This window comes from Methanocella paludicola SANAE (assembly GCF_000011005.1).
GTDB lineage: Archaea > Halobacteriota > Methanocellia > Methanocellales > Methanocellaceae > Methanocella > Methanocella paludicola.
In genome coordinates this window covers 2,233,293-2,254,762 of record NC_013665.1, presented here as the reverse complement: position 1 = coordinate 2,254,762, position 21,470 = coordinate 2,233,293, and the positions used below count along the sequence as shown (strand labels likewise).

The following is a 21,470-nucleotide window of genomic DNA, read 5'->3' as shown; positions in this document are numbered from 1 at the left end:
TGGCATGGACGAGCAAAAGACTTTACTGGAACAGATCAGGGAAAAAGAGTCCGAGCTTAGCCTGCGACAGGAGAACGCCATCAAAAACGCCGAGGAGATCCTGTCCAGAGCTAAGGCCGATGCGGAGCTGATCGCCGCCGAGGCGGATGCGAAAGGGAAAGCGATGGCACAACAGTATCGCGATGAGCGGAAAGAGTGGATAGCCATGGAAGCGGACGAGATAATGGGCCGAGGATCGGCGGAGGCCCTGGCCCTGCGCAAGTCCGGAGAGGAACATCTTTCCGATGCGGTCCGTTTGATCGTGGACGCGGTGACTTATGCTTCACAGGATGAAAAGGATCCAGGTAATAGGCCCTAAAGGCGATTTCCAGGACGTGGTCGATACCCTGTACCACGCGGGCACAGTTCACCTGGAGGACGTATGCAAATGTGTCTCGAACACGTGTATCTGCCTCAGCAGGGTCGAGGCGGGTAAAGAGGCCGAAGTATTGAGCCTATTGGCCCGCATCGGAAGCATTCTATTTACTTTGCCGGTAAAGGCCGACCCGGAAAAGCAGGCGGAATTCGATAAGAAACTGAGCACGATGACGAACGACGAGGTCATCGCCGCCGCCCAAAAAGTCATCGACCGGCTCGAGTGGACCACGAAGGAGCTCGCCACGCGGAAAAGCGAGCGCGAGATATCCATTACGGCCCTTAATCGATACGAAAAGGTGATCGAGAAGATACGGCATATAGAGCACGAGCTGCCTCTCCTCGAGAACTATGAGATCAACATCCTGATCATCCAGAAAGAATTCGAGGGCGTGCTCGAGCTCGTTCGGGAGGAGCTCGAAAAAATAACGAACGGGCATTTCGAGCTCGCCCACACCGACATCGATGACGAGTCCACCGCCGTCATCCTGATATTCCACAAGAAATATTCGGAGCCCGTCCACTTATTCCTGTTCTCCGCTAACGTGAACGAGGTGCGCCTGCCGCAGGAGTTCATGGGCATGAAGTTCAACGACATGCTCATCCTCATCGAGCAGAGGCGCCGGGAGTGGGGGGCGGAGATCCTGGAGATCAACAAAGAGCTGGAGGGGCTCTCCCGGGACTGGTACCTGGAGCTGTCCGTGCTGAAGAGGCATCTCGAGGACATCGGCGTGGAATACCGCACCTTCAACCAGTTCGGGCAGTCGGAGTACGCGTTCGTCATCATGGGGTGGATCCCCGGCAAGCACCTGCGGAGGACTAGAAAGATACTGCACGATTACTTCGGGGACCGCGTCGTGATCGATGAGCTCAAGGTCTCCCCCGAGGAGATGGAGCATGCCCCGACGTATTATGATAACCCGTCCTTCGTGAAGCCATTCGAGTTCCTCATGGGCCTGGTGCGTCCACCGAAGTACCTGGAGGTCGACCCCAGCCCTCTCGTCGCGATCTTCTACCCGCTGTTCTTCGGCATCATGGTGGGGGACATTGGCTACGGCCTGCTCATACTCGCCATATCGCTTGTCGTCTATAAAAAATCCGAAAAAACTCCCTGGCTCAGGGACCTGTCCCGGATCATGGCTATATGCTCCATACCATCGATATTGTTCGGATTCGTTTTCGGGGAGTTCTTCGGCAACCTGGGCGAGGAGATGGGCTTGCTACATCCCTTAAGTATCTTCGGCATCTCACTCAACCGTGCCGAGGCCATCATACCGATGCTCCTGCTGACGATCGCCATCGGCGTCTTTCACGTATTTCTCGGCCTGGCGCTCGGCCTGGTCAACGCGGTGGCCGCCGGCAGCAGGAAGCACATCGCGGAAAAGGCGGGCATGCTCGGAGTCCTGACCGGCATCCTCCTCCTCGCAGGATGCGTGGCCGGAGTGCTGCCTCAGGTGCTGCTATACCCGTCCATAATAGTCCTCCTGGCGTCCTTCCCCGCTATTCTCTACGGCGGCGGCATCTTCGGCACCATAGAGGTCATCAGCACGATGGGGAACATCCTCTCCTATGCGAGGCTCATGGCGATCGGGCTGGCATCGGTGATCCTGGCCCTGGTGGCCAACGAGTTCTACGGTGCGACCGGTATTGTGGCCATCGGCATCATATCCGCTGTAGCCCTGCACGCGCTGAACCTCGTCCTGGCCATGTTCAGCCCGTCCATCCACTCGCTCAGGCTGCACATGGTGGAGTTCTTCTCAAAATTCTACGAGGGCGGAGGCGAGAAGTTCAAGCCCTTCGGCCGGCCCGGGGCTCAATCGTAGCTCTCGCTATTAATTTTCTTTCGCTCGAGGATCTTTTTCACTTTTTTAAGCCTGAAGAGGTCCTCCCTCTCCCTCTCCTCGATGGATATCTTGATAAAGCGCGCCTGGCTTTTAAGCTCCGGTATCATCAATTGTTCCAGGGCGTTCACGCGCCGCCGGTTCATCTGGATCTCGGCGCCGATCCGGCGCATGGCCGTCTCCTTCTCCGCCAGGTCGATCAGCATGTCGAGCTCCACCTCGAACTTCTCCGCGGCCTCGTCGAGCCTGCCGCTCGTGCCCACGATGCCGTAGCCCCTTTCCAGGACGTTCTTTGACACTCTCTTTTTCTCGATGACAGGCACCGGGACCCCCATGATGTTCCTCCCCCTGACCTCGAGCATGAGGCTCTTCCTGGTGGCGAAGGAGGCGGACTTCAGCGTGATCGGATCCTCCACGGCCTCCGCCAGAAGGAGAGAACGCTGGGCGTCCTTGGCCACGGCCTCGAGCTCATCGCGGGAGCGGGAGAACGACTCCATGACCAGGAAGAACTCCCGGATGAGGACGTCCATCTTCTGCCTTAAAAGATCCCGGCCCTGCTCGGCCATTTTTATCTGGGCGTTCTTCCGGATAAGCTCCATCCGGGTCGGGTTTACCTGCTCCATCACGCCACGCCCCTGCGGAACGGGTGGTACTTCTTGATGTACTCCACCTTGATGCGTTTCAGCTCTTCCTCCGGAAGCTGAGAGAACAGGTCCCAGGCTATGTCGAACGTCCTTTCTATGCTCCGGTTCTCGTCGCCCTGGGTGATGAAGCGCTTCTCGAAGTCGTCCGCGAACTTGAGGTAGACCCTGTCAAGATCGGTCAGCGCCTCCTCGCCCACGATGGCGACCAGCCTCCTGAGGTCCCTGCCGTAGGCGTATGAGGCGTACAGCTGGTCGGCCACGTTCCTGTGGTCCTCCCTTGTTTTCCCGGGCCCGATGCCCAGGTTCATGAGCCTGGAGAGGCAGGGCAGGCAGTCGACCGGCGGGTCCGATCCACGCCTGAACATGTCCCTGCTGAGCACGATCTGGCCTTCCGTGATGTACCCTGTGAGGTCGGGCACGGGGTGGGTGATATCGTCGTCGGGCATCGTTAAAATAGGGATCTGCGTGATGGACCCTTTCTTGCCTTTTATGCGTCCGGCTCTTTCGTATATCGAGGCGAGGTCGGTGTACATGTATCCCGGATATCCCCGCCTGCCCGGCACCTCCTCACGGGCCGTAGAGATCTCCCGCAGCGCCTCACAATAGTTGATCATGTCGGTAAGGATCACCAGCACATGGAGGTCGTGCGTAAAAGCCAGGTACTCGGCAGCCGTAAGCGCGCAACGGGGTGTCGCAATACGCTCGATAGTAGGGTCGTCGGCCAGGTTCATGAAGAACACGACCCGCTCCAGGGCGCCTGTACGCTCGAAGTCCTTCATGAAGTACGACGCTTCCTTATGCGTGATGCCCATCGCCACGAAGATGACCGCGAAGCTCTCTCCCTCTCCGAGCACTTTCGCCTGACGGGCGATCTGGGCGGCTAATTTGTTAGCGGGAAGGCCCGAGCCCGTGAATATGGGCAGCTTCTGGCCCCTGACGAGGGTGTTCAGGCCGTCGATGGCCGATATGCCCGTCTGGATGAAGTCCGAGGGCTTATCACGGGCGAAGGGGTTTATGGCCGCGCCGCCGATGTCAAGCCTGTCCTCGGGTATGATCTCGGGGCCGCCGTCCCTCGCTTTCCCGACGCCGTTGAATACCCTGCCAAGCATGTCCTTTGAGACGTCGATGCGGGCCGGCTCTCCCGTAAATATGACCCGGGTATCCTTATTGTCCACCCAGCTCGTGCCCTCGAACACCTGTACGACCACGAGCTTATCGGAAATGTCCAGCACCTGGCCGGTCCTCTGCTCGCCGCCCGGCAGTATGATGCTCACGATCTCACCGAATGAGACGCCTTTCACGTTCTGCACGAAGATGAGGGGCCCCGACACGTAGCTGACGGTCGTGCACTCTTTGGATACCAGGCTAACGGCTTTCATTTATCCGCCTCCAGCGCGCCTATGCGGCCGCCTATGTCGTCGACCATGCTTTTTATCCGGTCGGCCTCCTTGATCTCCTTCATGCGGCCGATCTCCGCCTTCAGGGGCAGGTCCATGACCTTCTTCAGCGGCACGCCCCGGTTGATGGCGTGCACAGTGGCGTTGTGGAAGGCGATGATGGCCTTCAGCATGTAGTACTGCTTATCGAGCGGGCAGAAAGAGTCCGAATCGCTGTACGCGCTCTGCTGCAGGAAATCCTCCCGGATCATCCGGGTGACCTCCAGGATGGCCTTTTCGCCCTCGGGGAGGGCGTCCGGGCCCACGAGCTGCACGATCTCCTGAAGCTCCACTTCCTTCTGGAGCAGGTACATCGTCTTATCGCGCAGGGACCGCCACTCCCTGGAGACGTTCTCCACGTACCAGTCCTCCACGCCGTCAAGGTACAGCGAGTAGCTCTTGATCCAGTTGACGGACGGGAAATGCCTACGGTACGCCAGGCTCGTGTCGAGCGCCCAGAACGTGCCGACGGTCCTCAGCGTGTTCTGGGTGATGGGCTCGGAGAAGTCGCCGCCGGGAGGCGACACGGCGCCCACGACCGTAACAGAACCGACCCGGTCTCCCGAGCCCAGGCAGACCATCCGCCCTGCCCTCTCGTAGAAGGCCGCCAGCCTGGTCGGCAGGTAAGCGGGATATCCCTCCTCGCCCGGCATCTCCTCCAGCCTCCCCGACACCTCGCGGAGCGCCTCGCCCCACCTCGATGTCGAGTCGGCCATGAGGGCGACGTCGTAGCCCATATCCCTGAAGTACTCCGCCATCGTGATGCCGGTATAGATGGACGCCTCCCGGGCGGCCACGGGCATGTTGGACGTGTTGGCGATCATGATGGTCCGCTGGATCAGGGGGAGCTTCGTCCTCGGGTCAACGAGCTCAGGGAACTCGGTAAGCACGTCGGTCATCTCGTTGCCGCGCTCCCCGCAGCCGATGTATACCACGATCCGGGCGTCGGACCACTTGGCAAGGGTCTGCTCCGATACCGTCTTGCCCGTCCCGAAGCCTCCGGGTATCATGGCCGTCCCGCCCTTGGTCACGGGAAAAATAAGATCGAAGACCCTCTGCCCGGTTATGAGCGGCAGGCTCGTATCCAGCTTTTTCCTGTATGGCCGGCCTTTCCTCACCGGCCACTCGTGCATGAGCCTGATATCCCGGCCGCCCTCCAGAGTGCAGACGACGTCCTCGACCGCCAGATCGCCTTCCTTTATTTCAGCGACAGTGCCCGAGACGCCCGGAGGGACCAGGATCCTGTGCTCGATATGGAACTCCGGGACCATACCGATAACGTCGCCGGGCGATAGCCTGTCGCCCTTTTTAGCTGACGGCGTGAAGGCCCACTTCTTCTTCCGGTCGAGGCCCGGCACGGAGATGCCCCTCGATATGAAGCTGCCGCTATTTTCGTACAGTGCCGGCAGCGGCCTCTGGATGCCGTCGTAAATAGAAGATATCAGGCCCGGGCCCAGCTCGACGCTAAGCGGGGCGCCTGTGTTCACGACCTTTTCGCCGATCTTCAGGCCCGTGGAGTCCTCGTACAGCTGGATGACCGCGCCGTCCCCTTCCAGGCGGATGACCTCGCCCCGCAGCTCGTCGTCGCCGACCTTCACTACGTCGTACATCTTCGAGCCTCTCATCCTGCGGGCCATTATGACCGGCCCCGAAATTCGCGAAATCATCCCTTCCAGCATGCGGTCACCTTCTCATCACAACGTTATATCCGATGGCTTTTCTCAGCAATCGCTCGATGTAGCTTCTCTTATCCAGCCCCACGGTCCTCGACGGTATCGATATGACGATGGGGCTGCGCATCTTCTCGATGCCGTCCCGGAACTTCTCGTCCAGCGACGAAAGCAGTTCCTCGTTAACGGCCATTATGCCCGTATCGCCCTTTTTCACGAGCGACGATATGACCTCCCTGGCCTCCTGCGGGCCCGACGCCTCGAAGGCGTCCACGCCGGCCAGCCGGAAGCCGATCGCCGAATCGCGGTCCGTGACCACGACGAACCTATGCATACGTGAGCTCCTCCTTTACCTGGTCGTCGGACATGCCCGCGGTCTTACAGCGAGAGATGATCCTCAGGTTGGTCACCTCGTTATACTTGGCCCAGAAGAACCCGATGGGCACGGCGATGCTCAGCGGGTCCCCCCTGCCGGCCGAGATCCCCTTCAGGACCAGGTGCCGGTCCAGGAGCTTTTCGAGGTCCGATATCTTTCCCTTCTTCACGCTGTCCTCCGACACGGACGCCAGGAACGCATAGCGCGTCGGCTCCAGCATCTTTAGAGCGCCCTCGAGCGACTTCGTGTTCACCAGCGACAGCAGGAAGTCCACGTCGAGCCTTCGCCCGCCCTCGATCAGGAACCTCCTCGCCTCATCGGCGCCTATCCCGTCCCTGATCAGCCTCAGCACGGTCTTAATGTTGGTCACGTCGATCTCCAGGGCGAGCACGTCCCGGACGATGCGGTCGTTATACACGAAATAGTTCAGGCCCTCCAGGGCGTTGCTATAGTAGGACTGGTCGAGGGCGTTCTCCAGGACGAGCAGGTCCCTGGATTCCTGGTACTTGTTGAAGTTCTTCGTGAGCGGCCGGGCGTATTCGATCCTCCAGGTCGCAAGGAGGTCTATGACCGACTTGACGTCGGGCTGCTTGATCATCTCGGTGAGCGTCACTTCGTCCAGCGCCCCTACCGGGAGCAGGCACTCGAAGATCTCCTCGGACGCCGCGTGAATGCTTTTGCCCCGCAGGATGGTCTTGACGTTCTGGATGTCCCACCTCTGCAGGAATGTTTTCATGTACGTCTCCGCGCGGTCCCCCTCCATGAGGCCCAGTATCTTCCTGAACGTGCGGGTGAAGTTCTGGCGCAGTGCGAGCTCGATACGGTATACGCCGGAGGAGCTCACGCCTGCCGCCTCGATGTCTTCCCTGTACGGGGTATCCTCCAGCGCTGCAATGAGCGAGTCTATATCCGGCTTCATGATGAGCTCGTCGAGGGCCCTGCGTCCCAGCAGTCGGCCCTTCATTCCTTTCACTCTCGCGTTCAAATAGCCGTAATCCATGACCGTCACCCGTAGAGCACCGAGAAAACGTCGAGCTTCAGCCGCTCTCTGGCCGACCTCAGCCGCGCCTCGAGCGTATTAAAGACCACGACCTTCTCGTCCGGCGTGCTGGCGTTCAGCCCACCGGCGCATGCCAGGCCGGTACTGACGGCACAATCGATGCCCAGCAGGGCCATGGACCTCCTGCAAAGCTCCTCGTCACGGGCGTCGACGTGGAGCACGGGCTCTTTTTCGCCCAGCGCCTCTACGGACTCCGCCAGCGCCTTCCGGAAAAAGCTCTCGTAGCCGCCATTCTGCCTGAACGTCTCCAGCCTCTTTTCAGCTTCCTCGAAGGCCCTCGAATAGTATTCATGTCTCACGCCTGCCGCCTCCTTTTTTGCAGCGGCCCGTGCCTCATACAGCGCCCGGTTGTTTTCGGCCTCCATGGCAATGACGGCGCTATCCAGGTGTGCCCTGACGATCTCGTCCGCTTTCTCATGGGCCTCTTCCCTGACCTTCTGCGCGGCCGCTGTCGCTTTATCCGTGAGCTCCGCTATCTTCTCGTCCGCGCTCGCCTCCATGGACGTCATCAGGTTCTCGTATTCCATCGGATCACCCCTAAGGGCCTTCCGGCCCGGCCGCTATTACTTCAGCATCAGCATGATCATTGCCGCGACGACGAAACCAAGGATCGCCAGCGTCTCGGGGATGGCCTCGAGAATGATGATGAGGCCGGAAAGCTCCGGCCTTTCCGAGAGCGCTCCCGCTCCGGCCGAGCCGATCCTGGCCTGTGCGAAACCTGTGCTTATGGCGCCCGCACCAAATGCGATCGCCGCTCCGAGTGGGATCTCCCAACTTACCATATCCGGACCTCCTGAGGATATTCACTATTTTTTAATTCGTTCATTGCCGATACGTTCGTAAGCTAAGTGTGGGCCGGCTGCTCCCGCCGGCTCACCTGGTATACCTCTTGAAGATGACGCATAGCGTCTCGTCCGCCGAGCGAAGCTCCCATTCCAGCTCCTTTTGCTCGGCAGCAGGCAACTTCTTCCGTATGATGAGCATCCTGTAGGGTATGCCTTCACGGCCTTCGCCGTGTTTCTTACCCAGCTTGAGCTTGTACTCGTCTTCCCGGATGTTATGCTGCCTTAGCCTTTCCATCACGTCCGGGCTAAGTATCTCTATCATCATTTGATACATCCCCCTTGAATGTGGTCTAAGCTATTGTTTTCCGCAACATTTTTATAAAAAAATAGTTACAATACAATTTTATTATTTAAATTGTAACTAAATATATGTTTCGAAGGACGGCCGCTTCCGGGAAAGGATAATCAAGGGAACGAATCCTTGCGATAGGTATAAATAGACTATACGAGATTTACAAATGCCAGCATTATATTTTAGCTGGAGGAATTTTATGAGCCAGAGACCATTGGACGTCTTAAACGACGCACTGAACTCTCCCGTGATCGTACGCCTCAAGGGCGGCCGTGAGTTCAGAGGCGAATTACAGGGTTACGACATGCACATGAACCTCGTCCTCGACAACGCCGAGGAGCTGAAGGAGAACGAGGAATCGAAGAAGCTCGGCACGATCATCGTCAGAGGCGACACGGTCGTGTACGTCTCGCCCTGAGCATCATCAACCATAACGCATTTAAACTATAAGCGATATTTCGAGGGTGAATCATTATGACAAAGGGAACTCCATCACAGGGTAAGCGCCAGAAGAGGGTGCACGTTGTCTGCAGAAGGTGCGGCAAGGTCTCCTTCAACTACGCGAAGAAAGTCTGTGCGTCGTGTGGCTTCGGCCGCTCGTCCAAGATGAACAAGTGGAGCTGGCACAGTCACATGGCCAGACACACGTGGTAATACTGGTAACTAACTCTTTTATATGAAAGACAAGTGCGGCGTCGTCGGCGTAAGGTTCGATGCGGAAAAGAACAGGGATGCCGCCGCGCTGTACATTTATTATGCTCTCCAGGCCCTTCAGCACCGCGGCCAGGAGTCGTCCGGCATCTCCGTTACTAACGGGAGCTCGGTCCTTTCTGATAAGGGCATGGGCCTCGTGGCCGACTATTTTTCCCGGGAGCGGCTGCAGAAGCTGGCCGGCTACGCCGGCATAGGCCACGTCCGCTATTCTACCACGGGCGGCTCCCGCCTCGAGAACAGCCAGCCGTTCTCCGTCACCTATAAGAACGGCACGATCTCGATCGCCCACAACGGCAACCTGGTGAACTACCGGGAATTGAAAAAAGAGCTGGAGGCGCAGGGGCGCATCTTCACCTCCGACTCGGACACCGAGGTCATCGCCCAGATGCTGGCCCGGGAGCTCATACGGAACGACATCGTCGAGGCCGTAAGAGAGACCATGAAGCGGCTCGTGGGCTCCTATTCCCTGGTCATTCTTATCGGTGATTGCGTCATCGGCGTCCGGGACCCGCTGGGCTTCAAGCCCCTGTGCATCGGCCACGTGGACAACGGCTACGTCCTGGCTTCCGAGAGCGCCGCCATCGACACGCTCAACGGCGAGCTGGTGAGGGATGTGGCGCCGGGCGAGATGGTCATACTGGGCGAGAAGATCGAGAGCCACAGGCTGCTCCGGTGCAAGAACCACGCCCACTGCATGTTCGAGTACGTCTACTTCGCCAGGCCCGACTCCATCATGGACGGCAGGCTCGTCTACAAGGTCCGCCACAAGATCGGCCAGACCCTCGCCGCAGAGTGCCCCACGAAGGCGGACATCGTGTCGCCCGTGCCCGACTCCGGGATCACGTCGGCCATCGGCTATTCCACCGGGTCGAAGATCCCCTACGCCGAAGCTCTGATCAAGAACCGTTACGTCAACCGCACGTTCATCATGCCCGCACAGGAATTACGAGAGACTGCCGTCAGGCTCAAGCTGAACACGGTCAGGTCGAACATCGAAGGCAAGAACGTCATACTCATCGACGACAGCATCGTCCGGGGCACGACCTCCCGCAGGATCATCGACCTCGTCCGCAGGAGCGGCGCCAAGGAGATCCACGCCCGGATCGGCAGCCCGCCGATCATCTCTCCCTGCTATTTAGGCATCGACATGGCCACCCGCGAGGAGCTCATCGCCGCCCACAAGACTGTCAAGGGCGTCGAATTCCTGATCGGCGCCAACTCGCTATACTATATCTCGCTCGACGGCCTCGTGAGCGCCATCGGCATTCCCCGGGAAGACCTTTGCACCGGCTGCCTGACGGGCGTCTACCCAATCGAGATACCGGGCGAAAAGTGCGAGGACAAGCAGCTAAAGCTCAACCAGTTCGTCCCGGAATAAGCCGCTATTTTCCGATTACGCCGCCCGCATTTTCCATTCTTATCGTCGGTCGCCTTTATCCCATGGGGAAAAAATATCCTTTACGGTGGGAAAGGATGGAAACGGGAGGACGGAGCCCGCAGCAGGAAGTCTACCGGCTGCCTGCCATGTCTAAGCAGGAAACGGAGAGGCTACTCGAAAGCTGCAGGATATGCAGGATGGCGCTCAACGACAGGCCCCAGCCGTATATCATTCCCCTCGACTACGTCTATGTACGGGGGAATCTATATTTTCACTTTGCGAACTACGGCCGGAAGGTGGAGCTTTTTAGAAAGGACCCTCACGTCAGCGTGGAGGTGGACAGGTTTAACGCCGACATCACGGCGTATGAGGGCGTGACTCTCATGGGGACTCTTTCGGAGGTGACCGACCCTGCTGAGAAGAGGATGGCCTCGGAGGCCCTCCTGGAGTCGATCGGCTCCCGCGGCGGCAGAGGCAACGTGGCCGCCAGGCACGGCTACAACGACATGGATATCGACACCCTGTCGTCTAAAGGCTCTCTGGTCCTGAGGCTCGACGTTACCGACTATGTTGCGCTAAAGTCGCCCGGCACATAAAATCGTAACGAAAATCATATTATGGAGCCCGACCTAATACTGATGTCTTTAACACAGAGGTATTAGAAGTGAAAGCCGACACAAGCAAGAGCAACGGCGGCCCCATGAGCCCGGCAATTTACGAGCACATCGCCGATTACATCATCCAGACCCTCATCAAGGAGGACGTGAACGCGTTCGCTGAGGCGAAGCTGCTCAGCGAGCTTCTCGTATACAAGCTGCCATCCGTCGTGCACGAGCTGATGTACCGGACGGTCAGCGCCGAGGCGGAAAAGCTGAAGAAAGACAGCGATATCAACCTCCTAAAGGAGATCGGCGGCATCACCACGCAGAAGCGCATGCACTTCCGGTCCCAGGACCAGTATAACTCGTTCGTGGCCCTGTTCTTCGACGCCGTCGAGAAGCACCCCGGCATGCTGGAGCACGTCGACGACGAGGAGAAGTTCGAAAAGTTCATGATATACTGCATCCACGAGTTCAGGCAGAAGCTGGATGACTTCGCTACCGAGATCGTCCAGGAGCGGTCGAAGCTCGTGCGCGATAACAGGCTGTATATCCACCATAAGAATATGACGGACGTCCCGGAGATCCCGACGTACGCCGACTTCATCGCCGAGCGCATCGAAGGCCTGGCGGCGTGAATTTTTTTTATGAGGATTATTTTCACTATGCAGTAACTAAGCAAATATATACTACTACGTATCTACGATGCTTTATCTACCGGCAGCATATAAAACTGGTATGACATGAGGCCTGTAAATGAATGAAAAGCTCCCAGTCGAGGGCACCATTGACGAACGGTTCAGGGAAATTTTCCCCTATAATAGCTTTAACCGCATGCAGTCGAAGGCAGTGCCCGTGATCCTTGGGTCCGACGGGAACGTCGTCGTCTCCGCCCCCACGGCCAGCGGCAAGACCGTCCTGGCCGAGGCGGCCATGGTCCGGGAGCTGGGCAAGGCGGAGAGGGGCAAGATCCTCTTCATCGCCCCGCTCAGGGCTTTGACGAACGAGAAGGAATCGGAGTGGAAGCGAGTGCTGTCCACGCTCGGGTTCAAGGTCTACGTGGTCACGGGCGAGCGGGAGCTCTACCCGTCCGAGGCCAGGTCGGCCGACGTGATCATCACGACCCCCGAGAAGTGGGACTCCGCCACGAGAAAATACCTTCAGGAACGCTACTCCTTCGTACGGGACGTGGCGCTCGTGATCGTGGACGAAGTGCACTTACTGGATTCGGACAGCAGGGGAGGCACCCTGGAGGCCGTGATCAGCCGCATGCGGCGTATCAGCGCCCAATATAACAAAATGCTGAGGACCGTCGCATTGAGCGCCACCATGCCCAACATCAAGGACGTGGCACGGTGGATCGGAGCGCCTCCCGAGAACGTCCTCGAGTTCGACGTCTCCTACCGGCCCGTCGACCTCGAGACGGACGTCCTCCCCTACTACCCGAAATCGAACGACTTCCTGAACAAGTACGTCCGGCTCTACAAGGCCTTCGACCTCATCAGGGGCGAGCTGGGCGACGGCCACCAGGCGCTGATCTTCGTCTCGACGCGCCAGGACACGCAGCAGGCGGCCGAGAAGCTGTGCGAGATCGTACGTAAGAACTATCCGTACATGCTTCAGCCCTTCGAGGCAATAAAGCTTCAGGAGCTAAGGAATAAGGCCTCTAGCTCGAAGCTTAAGTCGTGCCTGCCCTGCGCGATCGCCTTCCACCACGCGGGCCTTTCTGCGGAAGACAAGGCCCTCGTAGAGGCGGCATTTAGGGAAGGCCTAATACGTATCCTGGTCTCGACCTCCACGCTGGCCTGGGGAGTGAACCTTCCGGCGAGGGTAGTGGTCATAAGGGACATCGAGATGTACGACCCCATCCAGGGAAATAAGGACATCAGCCCCATCGACCTGCTCCAGATGCTTGGCAGGGCCGGGCGGCCGGGCTACGATACGCTCGGCAAAGGCTACGTTATCGTTCCAAACGACCGGGCCGCGGAATACCGTGCGCTCCTGAAGAACGGCAAAGCTATCGAGTCCATGATGGAGCACAGCCTGGCCGAGCACCTGAACGCCGAGATCGCCGTGGGCATGGTGAAGAGCGCCGCCGACGCGGCCGACTGGATAAAGACAACCTTCTATTACGTCCGGTCGGAGGGCCGCCTGAACGTGGAAGCCCTCGCCGGCACGAAGGTCAAATACCTTCTGCGTAACGGCTTCGTCCGGGAGGGCTCGGGCGTGCTCACGCCCACTCCCCTGGGAACGATCACCTCGGACTTCTACCTGAAGCTGGAGACGGCCTTATTATTCAGGGAGCAGGCCATGAAGGGCACGCTAAGCACGGAAGATGTGCTTGATATCGTCGCGAGGGCCACCGAGTTCAGCGACGTGGCCACGAGGCCCGGCGAGGCGTCCTCACTAAAGGCGCTGGGCATCGAGGCGGGCCCCGGCGGAATGGCAAAGGTCAGGGCCATCCTGGCCGGCCTCATCGGCCGTACTCTGCCCGACGAGCTAAAGTCGGACGCCTGGGCCATCAAGCAGAACGCCTCCCGCCTTTTGAGCGCGTTCTCCCGCTTCTGCGAGGAGTTCTCGGGCGAGACGCTCTCCAGAAAAGTGAAGATGGTCTCGCTCCAGATCGACAAGGGCATTCCAGAAGAGGCCGTCGAGCTCGCGTCCATCGAGGGCGTGGGCGAGAGGAGCCTTGAGCTGCTCGTTAATGGCGGCATACGCTCTCTCCGTGATGCCGCCGATAAGAAGCCCGAAGACCTGATCCGGCTTGGTATCCGCGCCCCCGTTGCCATTAGTATCGTGGAGGCCGCCCGTAAGGTGCCCAAAGCCGAGGCGGACCTGTCCGGTATCCCGGGCAGCGCCCCATCGGGCTCCGTCAACGCTTCCATCACGGTCCGCAATATAGGGGCGGATGGTAAGCTGGCCATATCGATAAGGGCCGGCGGGCAGAGCGTAAGGAGCGAGCGCTTATACTTAGGCCGGGACAGCTCGAGGAGCCTGCCCTTCGAAGTCCAAATAACCGATGACATGCCAGTCCAGATCACGGTAGATTACGTGGATACGATGCTGCCTGCGGATGAATGGAAAACGACCATAAAGCTGGAACGGCCTGCTGTAAAGGCCGAACCGGAAAAAACGGCAAAAAACGTCCGAAAGGAGGTATTCGAATTGACACCGGGAAAATATTATGTCATCGCGGGCGAGGCCGGAGTGGAGTACGCGGGAAGGACCAGCGACTCCTACCACGGCAGCGTCGTCGTATTGATCAAGCCCGACTCCTCGGTCGTAGTGCACGCCGATAAAGGCGTCTACCCGAGGAATTATATGGGCAGGGCGCACATCATCCAGGTCAACGAGGGCAGCGGCATGAGGATCAGCGCCGAGAACAACGGCGAAAGGCTTTCCGTATCGTTCACGAGCGTCGGGATGTTCCAGGCACCGTTCGACGCTGGCACTACGGATATGGCGACAGCGCCCGCCAGGGCCGCTCCTCAGGTCAGCGAACCTGTTTTTTCCGAAGAGGACCGTGCGCTGGAGAAGGCGCTGAGGGACGCCCGGAGGGCGAAGGCCGTGGAAATGAAGGTGCCCCCGTACACGATCTTCCAGGACAAGACCATCTACGACCTGATCGCGAAGAAGCCTAAGACAAAGGGGGAGCTGCGGGGCGTTTACGGCATCGGCGAGGCCAAGGCTGAAAAATACGGCGACCTCATACTGGGCGTACTATCCGGGAAAGCGTTTATTAAAGAGTAAGAATAAAAGCATGATTATGGTGTCCCTTGGGGACACTAGCCCCGAAGGGGCAGGTCGTATGCATATGAATAGAATTATTAAAGCGATGATCGTTTCGTGTATGGTGCTCCTGATATTAGCGGCAGGTTTCTCTGCTATGGCGGCTAAGCCAGCCTATACTGGCCTGAAGTGCCCGCCCGCAGTGGACGGTAAGACGGGCGCCGTCACGGGCCGTGTGACGACCGCGATAAACGCCACCGGCATGGGCAACGCTTATGTCGCCATCGTTAACGCCTCGAACGTCAGCGAGGAGTACTTCAACACCACGTCCGACGCCTATGGCTACTACCAGTTCCTGGGCGTGAACGCGACCTATAATGCCACTAACGCTTCAGACGTCGGCCCCAACGGGCCCACGCCGTATAAGATCTACGCATATCATCCCGTTTACGGCGATGGCTACTCCGCGGCATTCGGCGTCGACGCTTCCGGCGGCTCCCCGTCGGGCGGTGGTGTGCCGCCAATAACGGTCACTTCCACGCCTACCGCGGTGGCGACTCCCGTGTCGACGCCTGTGGCTTCGCCTGTAGTTACGCCGGCTGGTACTCCTGTGCCCACGCCGCTCGCTACGGGAACTATGCTGCCTCCGACCGCGACCCCTCAGCCGACGCCTTATGTGATCCCGCAGGTGTTGTCGCTGCTGGCCGCCGGGTGTGTTGCGGCGTGGATGGTCTCCCGGCGCAAGGAAAATTAGTACTTTAATTTTTTCTTCTCAATTTTTATAGTCGTTAACATATTTACTTTATCTAACAGATGCTTGGTTCCGTATAGCTCTCACTACAAAGTACAGTAGTTCCGAGCTTACTCTGTACATGTTTGCATAATTATTGCCTCATTGTGTAAAGCCTATTTTTTTAAGGCACTGAGCATACAGAGGCACTATTTTCACCACAATGGCACTAAGCGCACGGAGTTTCACAAAGTCTTTTTTAAATGTGAGTCACAAAGTCCACAGAGATGGCTTTTTGGGTTAATAGGGCACAAAGGGGACAATGACACGATGGCAAAAAATTCTCTTGTTCATTCCGTTGTGCCATTGTTTCCTTTGTGCCCTAAAGACAATGAACCGGTCTTTGTGACCTCTGTCCCTCCATCTAAAAAAAAGTCTTAGTGAGCCTTTGTGAACTCAGTGCCATTGTGGTGAGAATAGTGCCTCTGTACGCTTAGTGCCTCAAACAATAGCAAGCGCTAATGATACTAACACGTAACTACTGGCCATTGTGGTAAAAAATCAAACGGCTGTACTAGTAAATAAAGAGAAAATAATACAATTGCAGGCTAGAAAGCGATATTTAATGTCTAAAAGATGCTGGGCAGCGGCAGCGAGGGCAGATAACCCATGAACGACAGGTAATAGAACCCGACCAGCAGCAGCACGACGCCGGCGACCTTACGTAGTGGCATCGAATACTTCGAGATATCCCGGAGCTTATCGGACACCAGGTTGGACGAGTACGCGACGATGAGCATGGGTATGGCCAGGCCCAGCGAGTACGTCAGCAACAGGGAAGCGCCATACATCACGGTACCGTGCTGGGCGACGATGGTCAGGATGGACGCCAGCATGGGGCCGACACAGGGTATCCACACGATGCCCAGGCTCGCCCCGAGCAGTAAGCCCCCTAAAAGGCCTTCGCTATCCATATTAGGCCTCGCGACCCGCGAGAGCGGAAGGCGCTGCCAGATACGTAACAAAATTTCCTCGACAGTCGGGGAAAGGATATACAATCCCATGAAAATGATAAGGATGCCCGAAGCGATCTTGATGTAGTCCATATAGTCGATCAGGAAAGCCCCGAAAACGGAGGAGATGACGCCCATCAGGGTAAATGACGCGGCGAGCCCTAAGACGATGGCCAGTGGCGTGAGCTTGCTCTTCTCGGTCGAATAGGCCATGACGCCCGGCAATAAAGGCAGCACGCAGGGCGACGCAATGCTTACGACTCCGGCAAGCAATGCCCCGGCAAAGGTTACGATCTCCAAATTCCATCCTCGCTATACTCTGTTTATCAGGTCACCAATCACTCTGCCGTTTTTGGTTTATATCCTTTCTGTAAACTTGTATATATAATTTCACGTTATAGGTAAAAAGTTTAGATTTTTTACCCTAATATTTTCTCAATTTATTACCGTATTTTCAGCGCCGGCAGTTATGAGATATTGCAAAACTTAGCTCTCTCGTTGCAGGTATTAATAATTGCCTTTGTTAATGGCCGTAAAATAAGTCAAAGGACAAAAATAAAGCAGGCTATCCGGCGAGTAAGCATACCTTGCTAGAAGCGGCTGAACGGCGGATAGCACGCTAAGGCCGCTCTCGCCGGTATCGGGAAACTGGATATTCACGTGCGTTTCTGCAGGGCCGCATCCAGCGCCGGCTTCAGGTCTTCCTTCTGGGTTAGCCCGACGAACCTCGACGCAGAGACGCTGTCCGATGCCGCGCCGTTCCTGCCAATGTAGGTGTACTTGCCGTCCGACTTCGAGGCGATCACGCTCATCTGGGGAACGCCCGTCACCTGGAACGACTTCGCCAGGTCGCGGTTCTCCATGGCGTCCACGAAGAAGAAGGTGATCTTACCTGAATAATCGCTCGCCAGGGCCTGTGAGATCGGCCTCTGCTCCTTGCAGTAGTGGCACGCTTCCGTCTCGAACTCGACGAATACGGGCCCTTTCGCCAGCGCCGCGTCGATGTCGCTCATGGACACTTTAGCCTGGGTCACGGGCTGCTGCATTTGCTGCGCAAAGCAATGAGTGCCGCCCAGCACCGCCGCACATGCTATGAGGGCCGCGATGGCCGTTATGTATATCCTGTTCGCTGTCATCACGCGCATTTTTACTGTCGGTTTAAAATGTCTTTGTGCCAGAAACTGAGGTTGTTGGTCGATTTAACGTCTACTTTTTGTTAGTTTGCCTATATTTGGTGCTTATTTTGAATTTTAGTGCTTTTTTAGGCTTTGTATGTCGTTTAGGCGTCTGAAGTAGCCGTGTAATTGCTTCTACCATGTATTGAGAATATCCCGGAATTCCCTGAGCTCCGGGAACTCCAGCACTTCGTCGTCCGCCGTGATGACGGGCTTGAACCGGCCTATATCGCTTTCTCGTATAAAAGGTGACATGAAGTCCCAGGAGTCCATGCCGTTGATGGTGGTCCCTGCGCATAACGGATTAAACGCCGGCAGGACGAGGATGTCTTTGCCGTTCCAGACTTTTTCGCCGTACAGGAAGCAGGGCTCTTTTTTTAGCTCGATGTCCAGGGTCGGGTGGTCGTGGCCGATGACGATGAGCTTTACGTCGTTTTCTTTAGCCTTTTTCGGCACGCAATCGCCATGCGTGAAGAGAATGCCGTCCTTGAAATAGAAGTCGGCCGGGGCGATGTCCGTGCCTTCGAGGGCCGTATCCACCATCTTGTCGTGGGAGCCCGTGAGGACGACGACTTCGTCCACCGATGAGAAAAGTTCCAGGGTGATGCGGTCGAAGGACTTCTTCGTGTTGCGCCGGAGTCGGCCGAACTCGTGGAGCACGTCGCCGTCCAGCACGAGCGTCTTTGGCTCGAACTTTTTGATGACGCCTCTGAAGCGCTCCAGAAGCTCACGCTCTTCCTCCAGCGGCATCGCGAAGCCCTCCGCCTGGATGGCGTCCTCGATGCCGATGTGGATGTCGGCACAGGCGCAGGTGCCGATATCGGGGAAATAGGCAGCGTTCCGGTAATAGTCGACTTTCATTTTGCTTTCCCTATCTTCGCCAGGACTCGCTTGTGGAACTCTTTGAGGAGCGAGTTCTTATCCTCGGCCAGTACCACGTCCGACGCCGACAGCGAGGCGATGCCGAAGGCGAGCGGGCTCGGCGACTCTACGCCGATGAGGTCGACCTCGATCTCGCCGCTCTTTATTCCACGGACGATATCCTGGATGTGGTCGATCTCGAGCTTGTCCTCGATTATTTCCCGGTACGACTCTTCGAGCACTGAAAAGTTCTCGAGCTTGTGAGCATAGGATAGCATCATGTCGGCCGATACCTGCTGGCGTCTCGCGCTCTTCTGGTGTCCCTTGTAGTTCCTCAGTATCATGAGGGAGCGGGTGGCGTTGATGCGGAACATGCGCTTGAGAAGCTGGCTTTCCTCCAGCGAATACCGGAGCAGCTCCTTTGCCAGGCTCTCGTCCAGCGACGTCAGGTATTCCACGATGTCCAGCTTCTTCGAGAGCGGCACCGAGAGGAAGAACCCGTGGTCGCTCACCGAGAGCGTCACGTTGCTCGTCCTCTCCCTGGATACTATGTACGCCATGATGCGGCTCAGGCCGTCGTTGAAGGGCCTGCCGTAGAGCGAGTGGAAATAGTAATAGCGCCGGTAGTGCTCCTTGTCCAGGTGTTCCTCGATGACGAACCTGTGCCTTGTGGATATCGACTCGGCTCTCGAGTAGCGCACCTGCTCGTCGAAGATCTGGTAGATGCTCGCCGCAGAGTTCTCGTCGATGGGATAATTTTCTAGCAGCCACTTGTAAGTGCTGCGGTCCCCCGTGCGCTTCGCCATGTTCTCCTTGAAGTCCAGGAGGTGGAGCGCCAGGTCGAAGGACAGTGGCAGCCTCTCAGAAAACCAGGAAGGCACTGTGGGCCGGCTGCTCGACGGGTCGACGTAGACCTTGCTGCCCCGGCGATACAGGAATTCGTAAAACTTGCCCCCGAGGACGAACACGTCGCCCTTCTGGAGCTTTTCCAGGTACTGCTCGTCGAGGCTTCCAACCCATCCGTGGTCGGACCTCGTGATCACGTCACACTTAAACTCATCGGGAATAACACCGATGTTCGTGTAATAGATCATCCGCGCAAGCTTGCCCCGGCGGCCGATCTTGTTCGTTTCCGGGTCATACCATATCTTGCCGTAGATGTTCTTCTCCTCCATGCCCGGGAGGGCGCCGGCAAGATAATCTATAACGCTCATGAAGTCCGGGTCGGTCAAATTACGATAACAGTAGCAGCGCCGGATGATCTTTTTGACCCTTTCGATGTCCATGGGCTCGTTGATGGCCATGCCGAAGATGTGCTGCGTCAGAACGTCCAGGCAGTTCTCGGGGACGTGGACGCCGTCGATGAAACCGTCCTGCGCCTTCTTCAGCATCACGGCGCACTCGATGAGCTCGTCCCTGTCCAGCGCTATGACCCTGCCTTTGACGGTCTGGCCCAGCCTGTGGCCCGCGCGGCCTATGCGCTGCAACAGTGCCGACACCGACTTCGGCGAGCCCACCTGGATGACCATGTCCAGGTAAGGCATGTCGATGCCTAATTCTAACGAAGTCGAGGATGTGACGACCTTTACCTTGCCCGTTTTTAGCTTTTCTTCGATGTCGAGGCGGCCATCCTTGCCCAGGGAGCCGTGGTGACAGCCAGTATTTTCTTCGTTATAGAACTCGGGATAGGCCTTGCGTAAGTGGTATAATATGCGCTCGGCCCCGCTTCTCGTGTTGGTGAAGACCAGCGTATTTTGATGTTCCTGCACCAGGCCGTGGATCATCTCGTAGAGCTCTCGGTTGACCACTTGAGAAGAGGCATTGATGAGGTCCGGGACCGGGCATAGGAGTTTTAATTCGTAATCGCGGACGAAGCGCGTATCGACGATGCTGACCTCGCGGTCGACGCCGTCCACGTTGCCGCCCAGGAACCGGGCGATCATGTCGAGCGGCTCCACGGTGGCGCTACAGCCGATGCGGATGAACGGGGCCTTCACGATCTCCTCGAGCCTTTCCAGGCCCAGGGACAGGAAGACGCCCCGCTTGGTGTCGGCCATGGAGTGGATCTCGTCCACGATGACCCAGCGCACAGTCCGTAGCTTTTCGGCGAACTTCGGCGAATTTAAAAGGATCGCTAACGTCTCTGGCGTCGTATTAAGGATGTGCGGCGTCTTCCGGAGCATCGAAGCCCGCTCATCGGTGGCCGTGTCGCCATGCCGGATGGCATGGCGTATGAGGATCTCCTCGCCATACTCCTTGCTGATGGCGGTGAGCGGCTCCTCTAAGTTTTTATGGATGTCGTTCGCCAGCGACTTCAGCGGGGAGATGTAAATGCAATAAACGCTATTCTCCAGCCCCTCCTCAGTGTTAGCTAATAAGAACAGCTCGTTGATGATGGCCGTAAAGGCCGATAATGTCTTCCCGGAGCCCGTCGGGCTGCAGATGAGGACGTTCCTGCCCTCGTGGATGAGCGGTATGGCCAGGCGCTGCGGAGGCGTGAAGTAGCCGCCATTGACGTCCTTGAGGCCGCCGAACTTGTCCTTCCACCACTTACGGACGGATGGCCTAAAAAGATTGAGTATCTCCTCATCCGTGTGCCTCAGAGTGGCGTAGCTGATGGAGGATGGAGGAGCGTAAGAGGTCTTATTTTTCCTTTTCGCTGTCATTCAAAAATACCCGTTTCTAATCGGCTG

The 21,470-nt window shown here is 57.5% G+C and carries 21 protein-coding genes; 9 read left to right on the top strand and 12 right to left on the bottom strand.

All coding sequences use genetic code 11. The annotated features are described in order from the left end of the window. The first annotated feature begins 4 nt into the window (after positions 1–4). Both MCP_RS11610 and MCP_RS11605 read left to right on the top strand, forming a co-directional pair. Entirely contained in the window at positions 5–358 is a 354-nt protein-coding gene (locus tag MCP_RS11610) for a V-type ATPase subunit subunit G family protein (RefSeq protein ID WP_012901040.1), read from the top strand. Then, positions 318–2,237: a V-type ATP synthase subunit I gene (locus MCP_RS11605; RefSeq protein WP_012901039.1), complete on the top strand. Its 1,920-nt coding sequence runs from the start codon at positions 318–320 to the stop codon at positions 2,235–2,237. Before MCP_RS11610 ends, MCP_RS11605 begins: the two co-directional genes overlap by 41 nt. Here MCP_RS11605 and MCP_RS11600 read toward each other — a convergent pair. The 8 genes from MCP_RS11600 to MCP_RS11565 form a co-directional block, all read right to left on the bottom strand. Further along, positions 2,228–2,878 carry a V-type ATP synthase subunit D gene (locus tag MCP_RS11600; RefSeq protein ID WP_012901038.1) on the bottom strand — a complete coding sequence of 217 codons (651 nt, stop codon included), beginning with the start codon at positions 2,876–2,878 and terminating at the stop codon, positions 2,228–2,230. The genes MCP_RS11605 and MCP_RS11600 overlap by 10 nt on opposite strands. Beyond that, positions 2,878–4,278, bottom strand: a complete 1,401-nt coding sequence (locus MCP_RS11595; RefSeq protein WP_012901037.1) for a V-type ATP synthase subunit B — start codon at positions 4,276–4,278, stop codon at positions 2,878–2,880. The genes MCP_RS11600 and MCP_RS11595 overlap by 1 nt, the downstream gene beginning before the upstream one ends. Continuing rightward, positions 4,275–6,014 carry a V-type ATP synthase subunit A gene (locus tag MCP_RS11590; RefSeq protein ID WP_012901036.1) on the bottom strand — a complete coding sequence of 580 codons (1,740 nt, stop codon included), beginning with the start codon at positions 6,012–6,014 and terminating at the stop codon, positions 4,275–4,277. The genes MCP_RS11595 and MCP_RS11590 overlap by 4 nt, the downstream gene beginning before the upstream one ends. A 4-nt stretch (positions 6,015–6,018) precedes the next feature. Continuing rightward, on the bottom strand, positions 6,019–6,339 hold the full coding sequence (locus MCP_RS11585; RefSeq protein ID WP_012901035.1) for a V-type ATP synthase subunit F: 321 nt from the start codon (positions 6,337–6,339) through the stop codon (positions 6,019–6,021). Further along, positions 6,332–7,381 carry an ATP synthase A1 subunit C gene (gene ahaC, locus MCP_RS11580; RefSeq protein WP_012901034.1) on the bottom strand — a complete coding sequence of 350 codons (1,050 nt, stop codon included), beginning with the start codon at positions 7,379–7,381 and terminating at the stop codon, positions 6,332–6,334. The genes MCP_RS11585 and ahaC overlap by 8 nt, the downstream gene beginning before the upstream one ends. 5 nt (positions 7,382–7,386) lie before the next feature. Next, entirely contained in the window at positions 7,387–7,968 is a 582-nt protein-coding gene (locus MCP_RS11575) for a V-type ATP synthase subunit E (protein ID WP_012901033.1), read from the bottom strand. Positions 7,969–8,004: 36 nt separating this feature from the next. Further along, positions 8,005–8,223, bottom strand: coding sequence for an ATPase (locus MCP_RS11570; RefSeq protein ID WP_012901032.1), 219 nt, complete (start codon positions 8,221–8,223; stop codon positions 8,005–8,007). A gap of 91 nt (positions 8,224–8,314) precedes the next feature. After that, positions 8,315–8,551 (bottom strand): hypothetical protein, encoded by a 237-nt coding sequence (locus MCP_RS11565; protein WP_128860053.1) that lies wholly within the window; start codon positions 8,549–8,551, stop codon positions 8,315–8,317. A gap of 226 nt (positions 8,552–8,777) precedes the next feature. Here MCP_RS11565 and MCP_RS11560 point away from each other — a divergent pair, with 226 nt between their 5' ends. From MCP_RS11560 to MCP_RS11530, 7 genes are all read left to right on the top strand, one after another. Beyond that, positions 8,778–8,996, top strand: coding sequence for an LSm family protein (locus MCP_RS11560; RefSeq protein WP_012901030.1), 219 nt, complete (start codon positions 8,778–8,780; stop codon positions 8,994–8,996). Positions 8,997–9,052: 56 nt separating this feature from the next. Further along, complete coding sequence (locus MCP_RS11555; RefSeq protein ID WP_012901029.1) at positions 9,053–9,232, top strand: 50S ribosomal protein L37e; 180 nt, start codon at positions 9,053–9,055, stop codon at positions 9,230–9,232. A gap of 22 nt (positions 9,233–9,254) precedes the next feature. After that, positions 9,255–10,670 carry an amidophosphoribosyltransferase gene (gene purF / locus MCP_RS11550; protein WP_012901028.1) on the top strand — a complete coding sequence of 472 codons (1,416 nt, stop codon included), beginning with the start codon at positions 9,255–9,257 and terminating at the stop codon, positions 10,668–10,670. 95 nt (positions 10,671–10,765) lie between these two features. Further along, a complete protein-coding gene (locus MCP_RS11545; protein ID WP_012901027.1) occupies positions 10,766–11,266 on the top strand; it encodes a pyridoxamine 5'-phosphate oxidase family protein in 501 nt (166 codons plus the stop codon). Positions 11,267–11,334: 68 nt separating this feature from the next. Next, positions 11,335–11,907 (top strand): hypothetical protein, encoded by a 573-nt coding sequence (locus MCP_RS11540; RefSeq protein WP_012901026.1) that lies wholly within the window; start codon positions 11,335–11,337, stop codon positions 11,905–11,907. 118 nt (positions 11,908–12,025) lie between these two features. After that, positions 12,026–15,019, top strand: a complete 2,994-nt coding sequence (locus tag MCP_RS11535; protein ID WP_012901025.1) for a DEAD/DEAH box helicase — start codon at positions 12,026–12,028, stop codon at positions 15,017–15,019. A 64-nt stretch (positions 15,020–15,083) separates the two neighbouring features. Continuing rightward, positions 15,084–15,752 (top strand): hypothetical protein, encoded by a 669-nt coding sequence (locus MCP_RS11530; protein ID WP_128860052.1) that lies wholly within the window; start codon positions 15,084–15,086, stop codon positions 15,750–15,752. A gap of 605 nt (positions 15,753–16,357) precedes the next feature. On the opposite strand, the gene MCP_RS11525 is transcribed toward MCP_RS11530, so the two are convergent. The 4 genes from MCP_RS11525 to MCP_RS11510 all read right to left on the bottom strand — a co-directional run bounded on the left by MCP_RS11525 (position 16,358) and on the right by MCP_RS11510 (position 21,443). Beyond that, positions 16,358–17,041, bottom strand: a complete 684-nt coding sequence (locus MCP_RS11525) for a cytochrome c biogenesis CcdA family protein (RefSeq protein WP_012901023.1) — start codon at positions 17,039–17,041, stop codon at positions 16,358–16,360. A 356-nt stretch (positions 17,042–17,397) separates the two neighbouring features. Then, a complete protein-coding gene (locus MCP_RS11520) occupies positions 17,398–17,877 on the bottom strand; it encodes a thioredoxin family protein (RefSeq protein WP_128860051.1) in 480 nt (159 codons plus the stop codon). A 174-nt stretch (positions 17,878–18,051) separates the two neighbouring features. After that, positions 18,052–18,777, bottom strand: a complete 726-nt coding sequence (locus tag MCP_RS11515; protein ID WP_012901021.1) for a metallophosphoesterase — start codon at positions 18,775–18,777, stop codon at positions 18,052–18,054. Then, positions 18,774–21,443, bottom strand: coding sequence for an ATP-dependent helicase (locus tag MCP_RS11510; RefSeq protein ID WP_012901020.1), 2,670 nt, complete (start codon positions 21,441–21,443; stop codon positions 18,774–18,776). Before MCP_RS11510 ends, MCP_RS11515 begins: the two co-directional genes overlap by 4 nt. Positions 21,444–21,470: the final 27 nt, after the last annotated feature.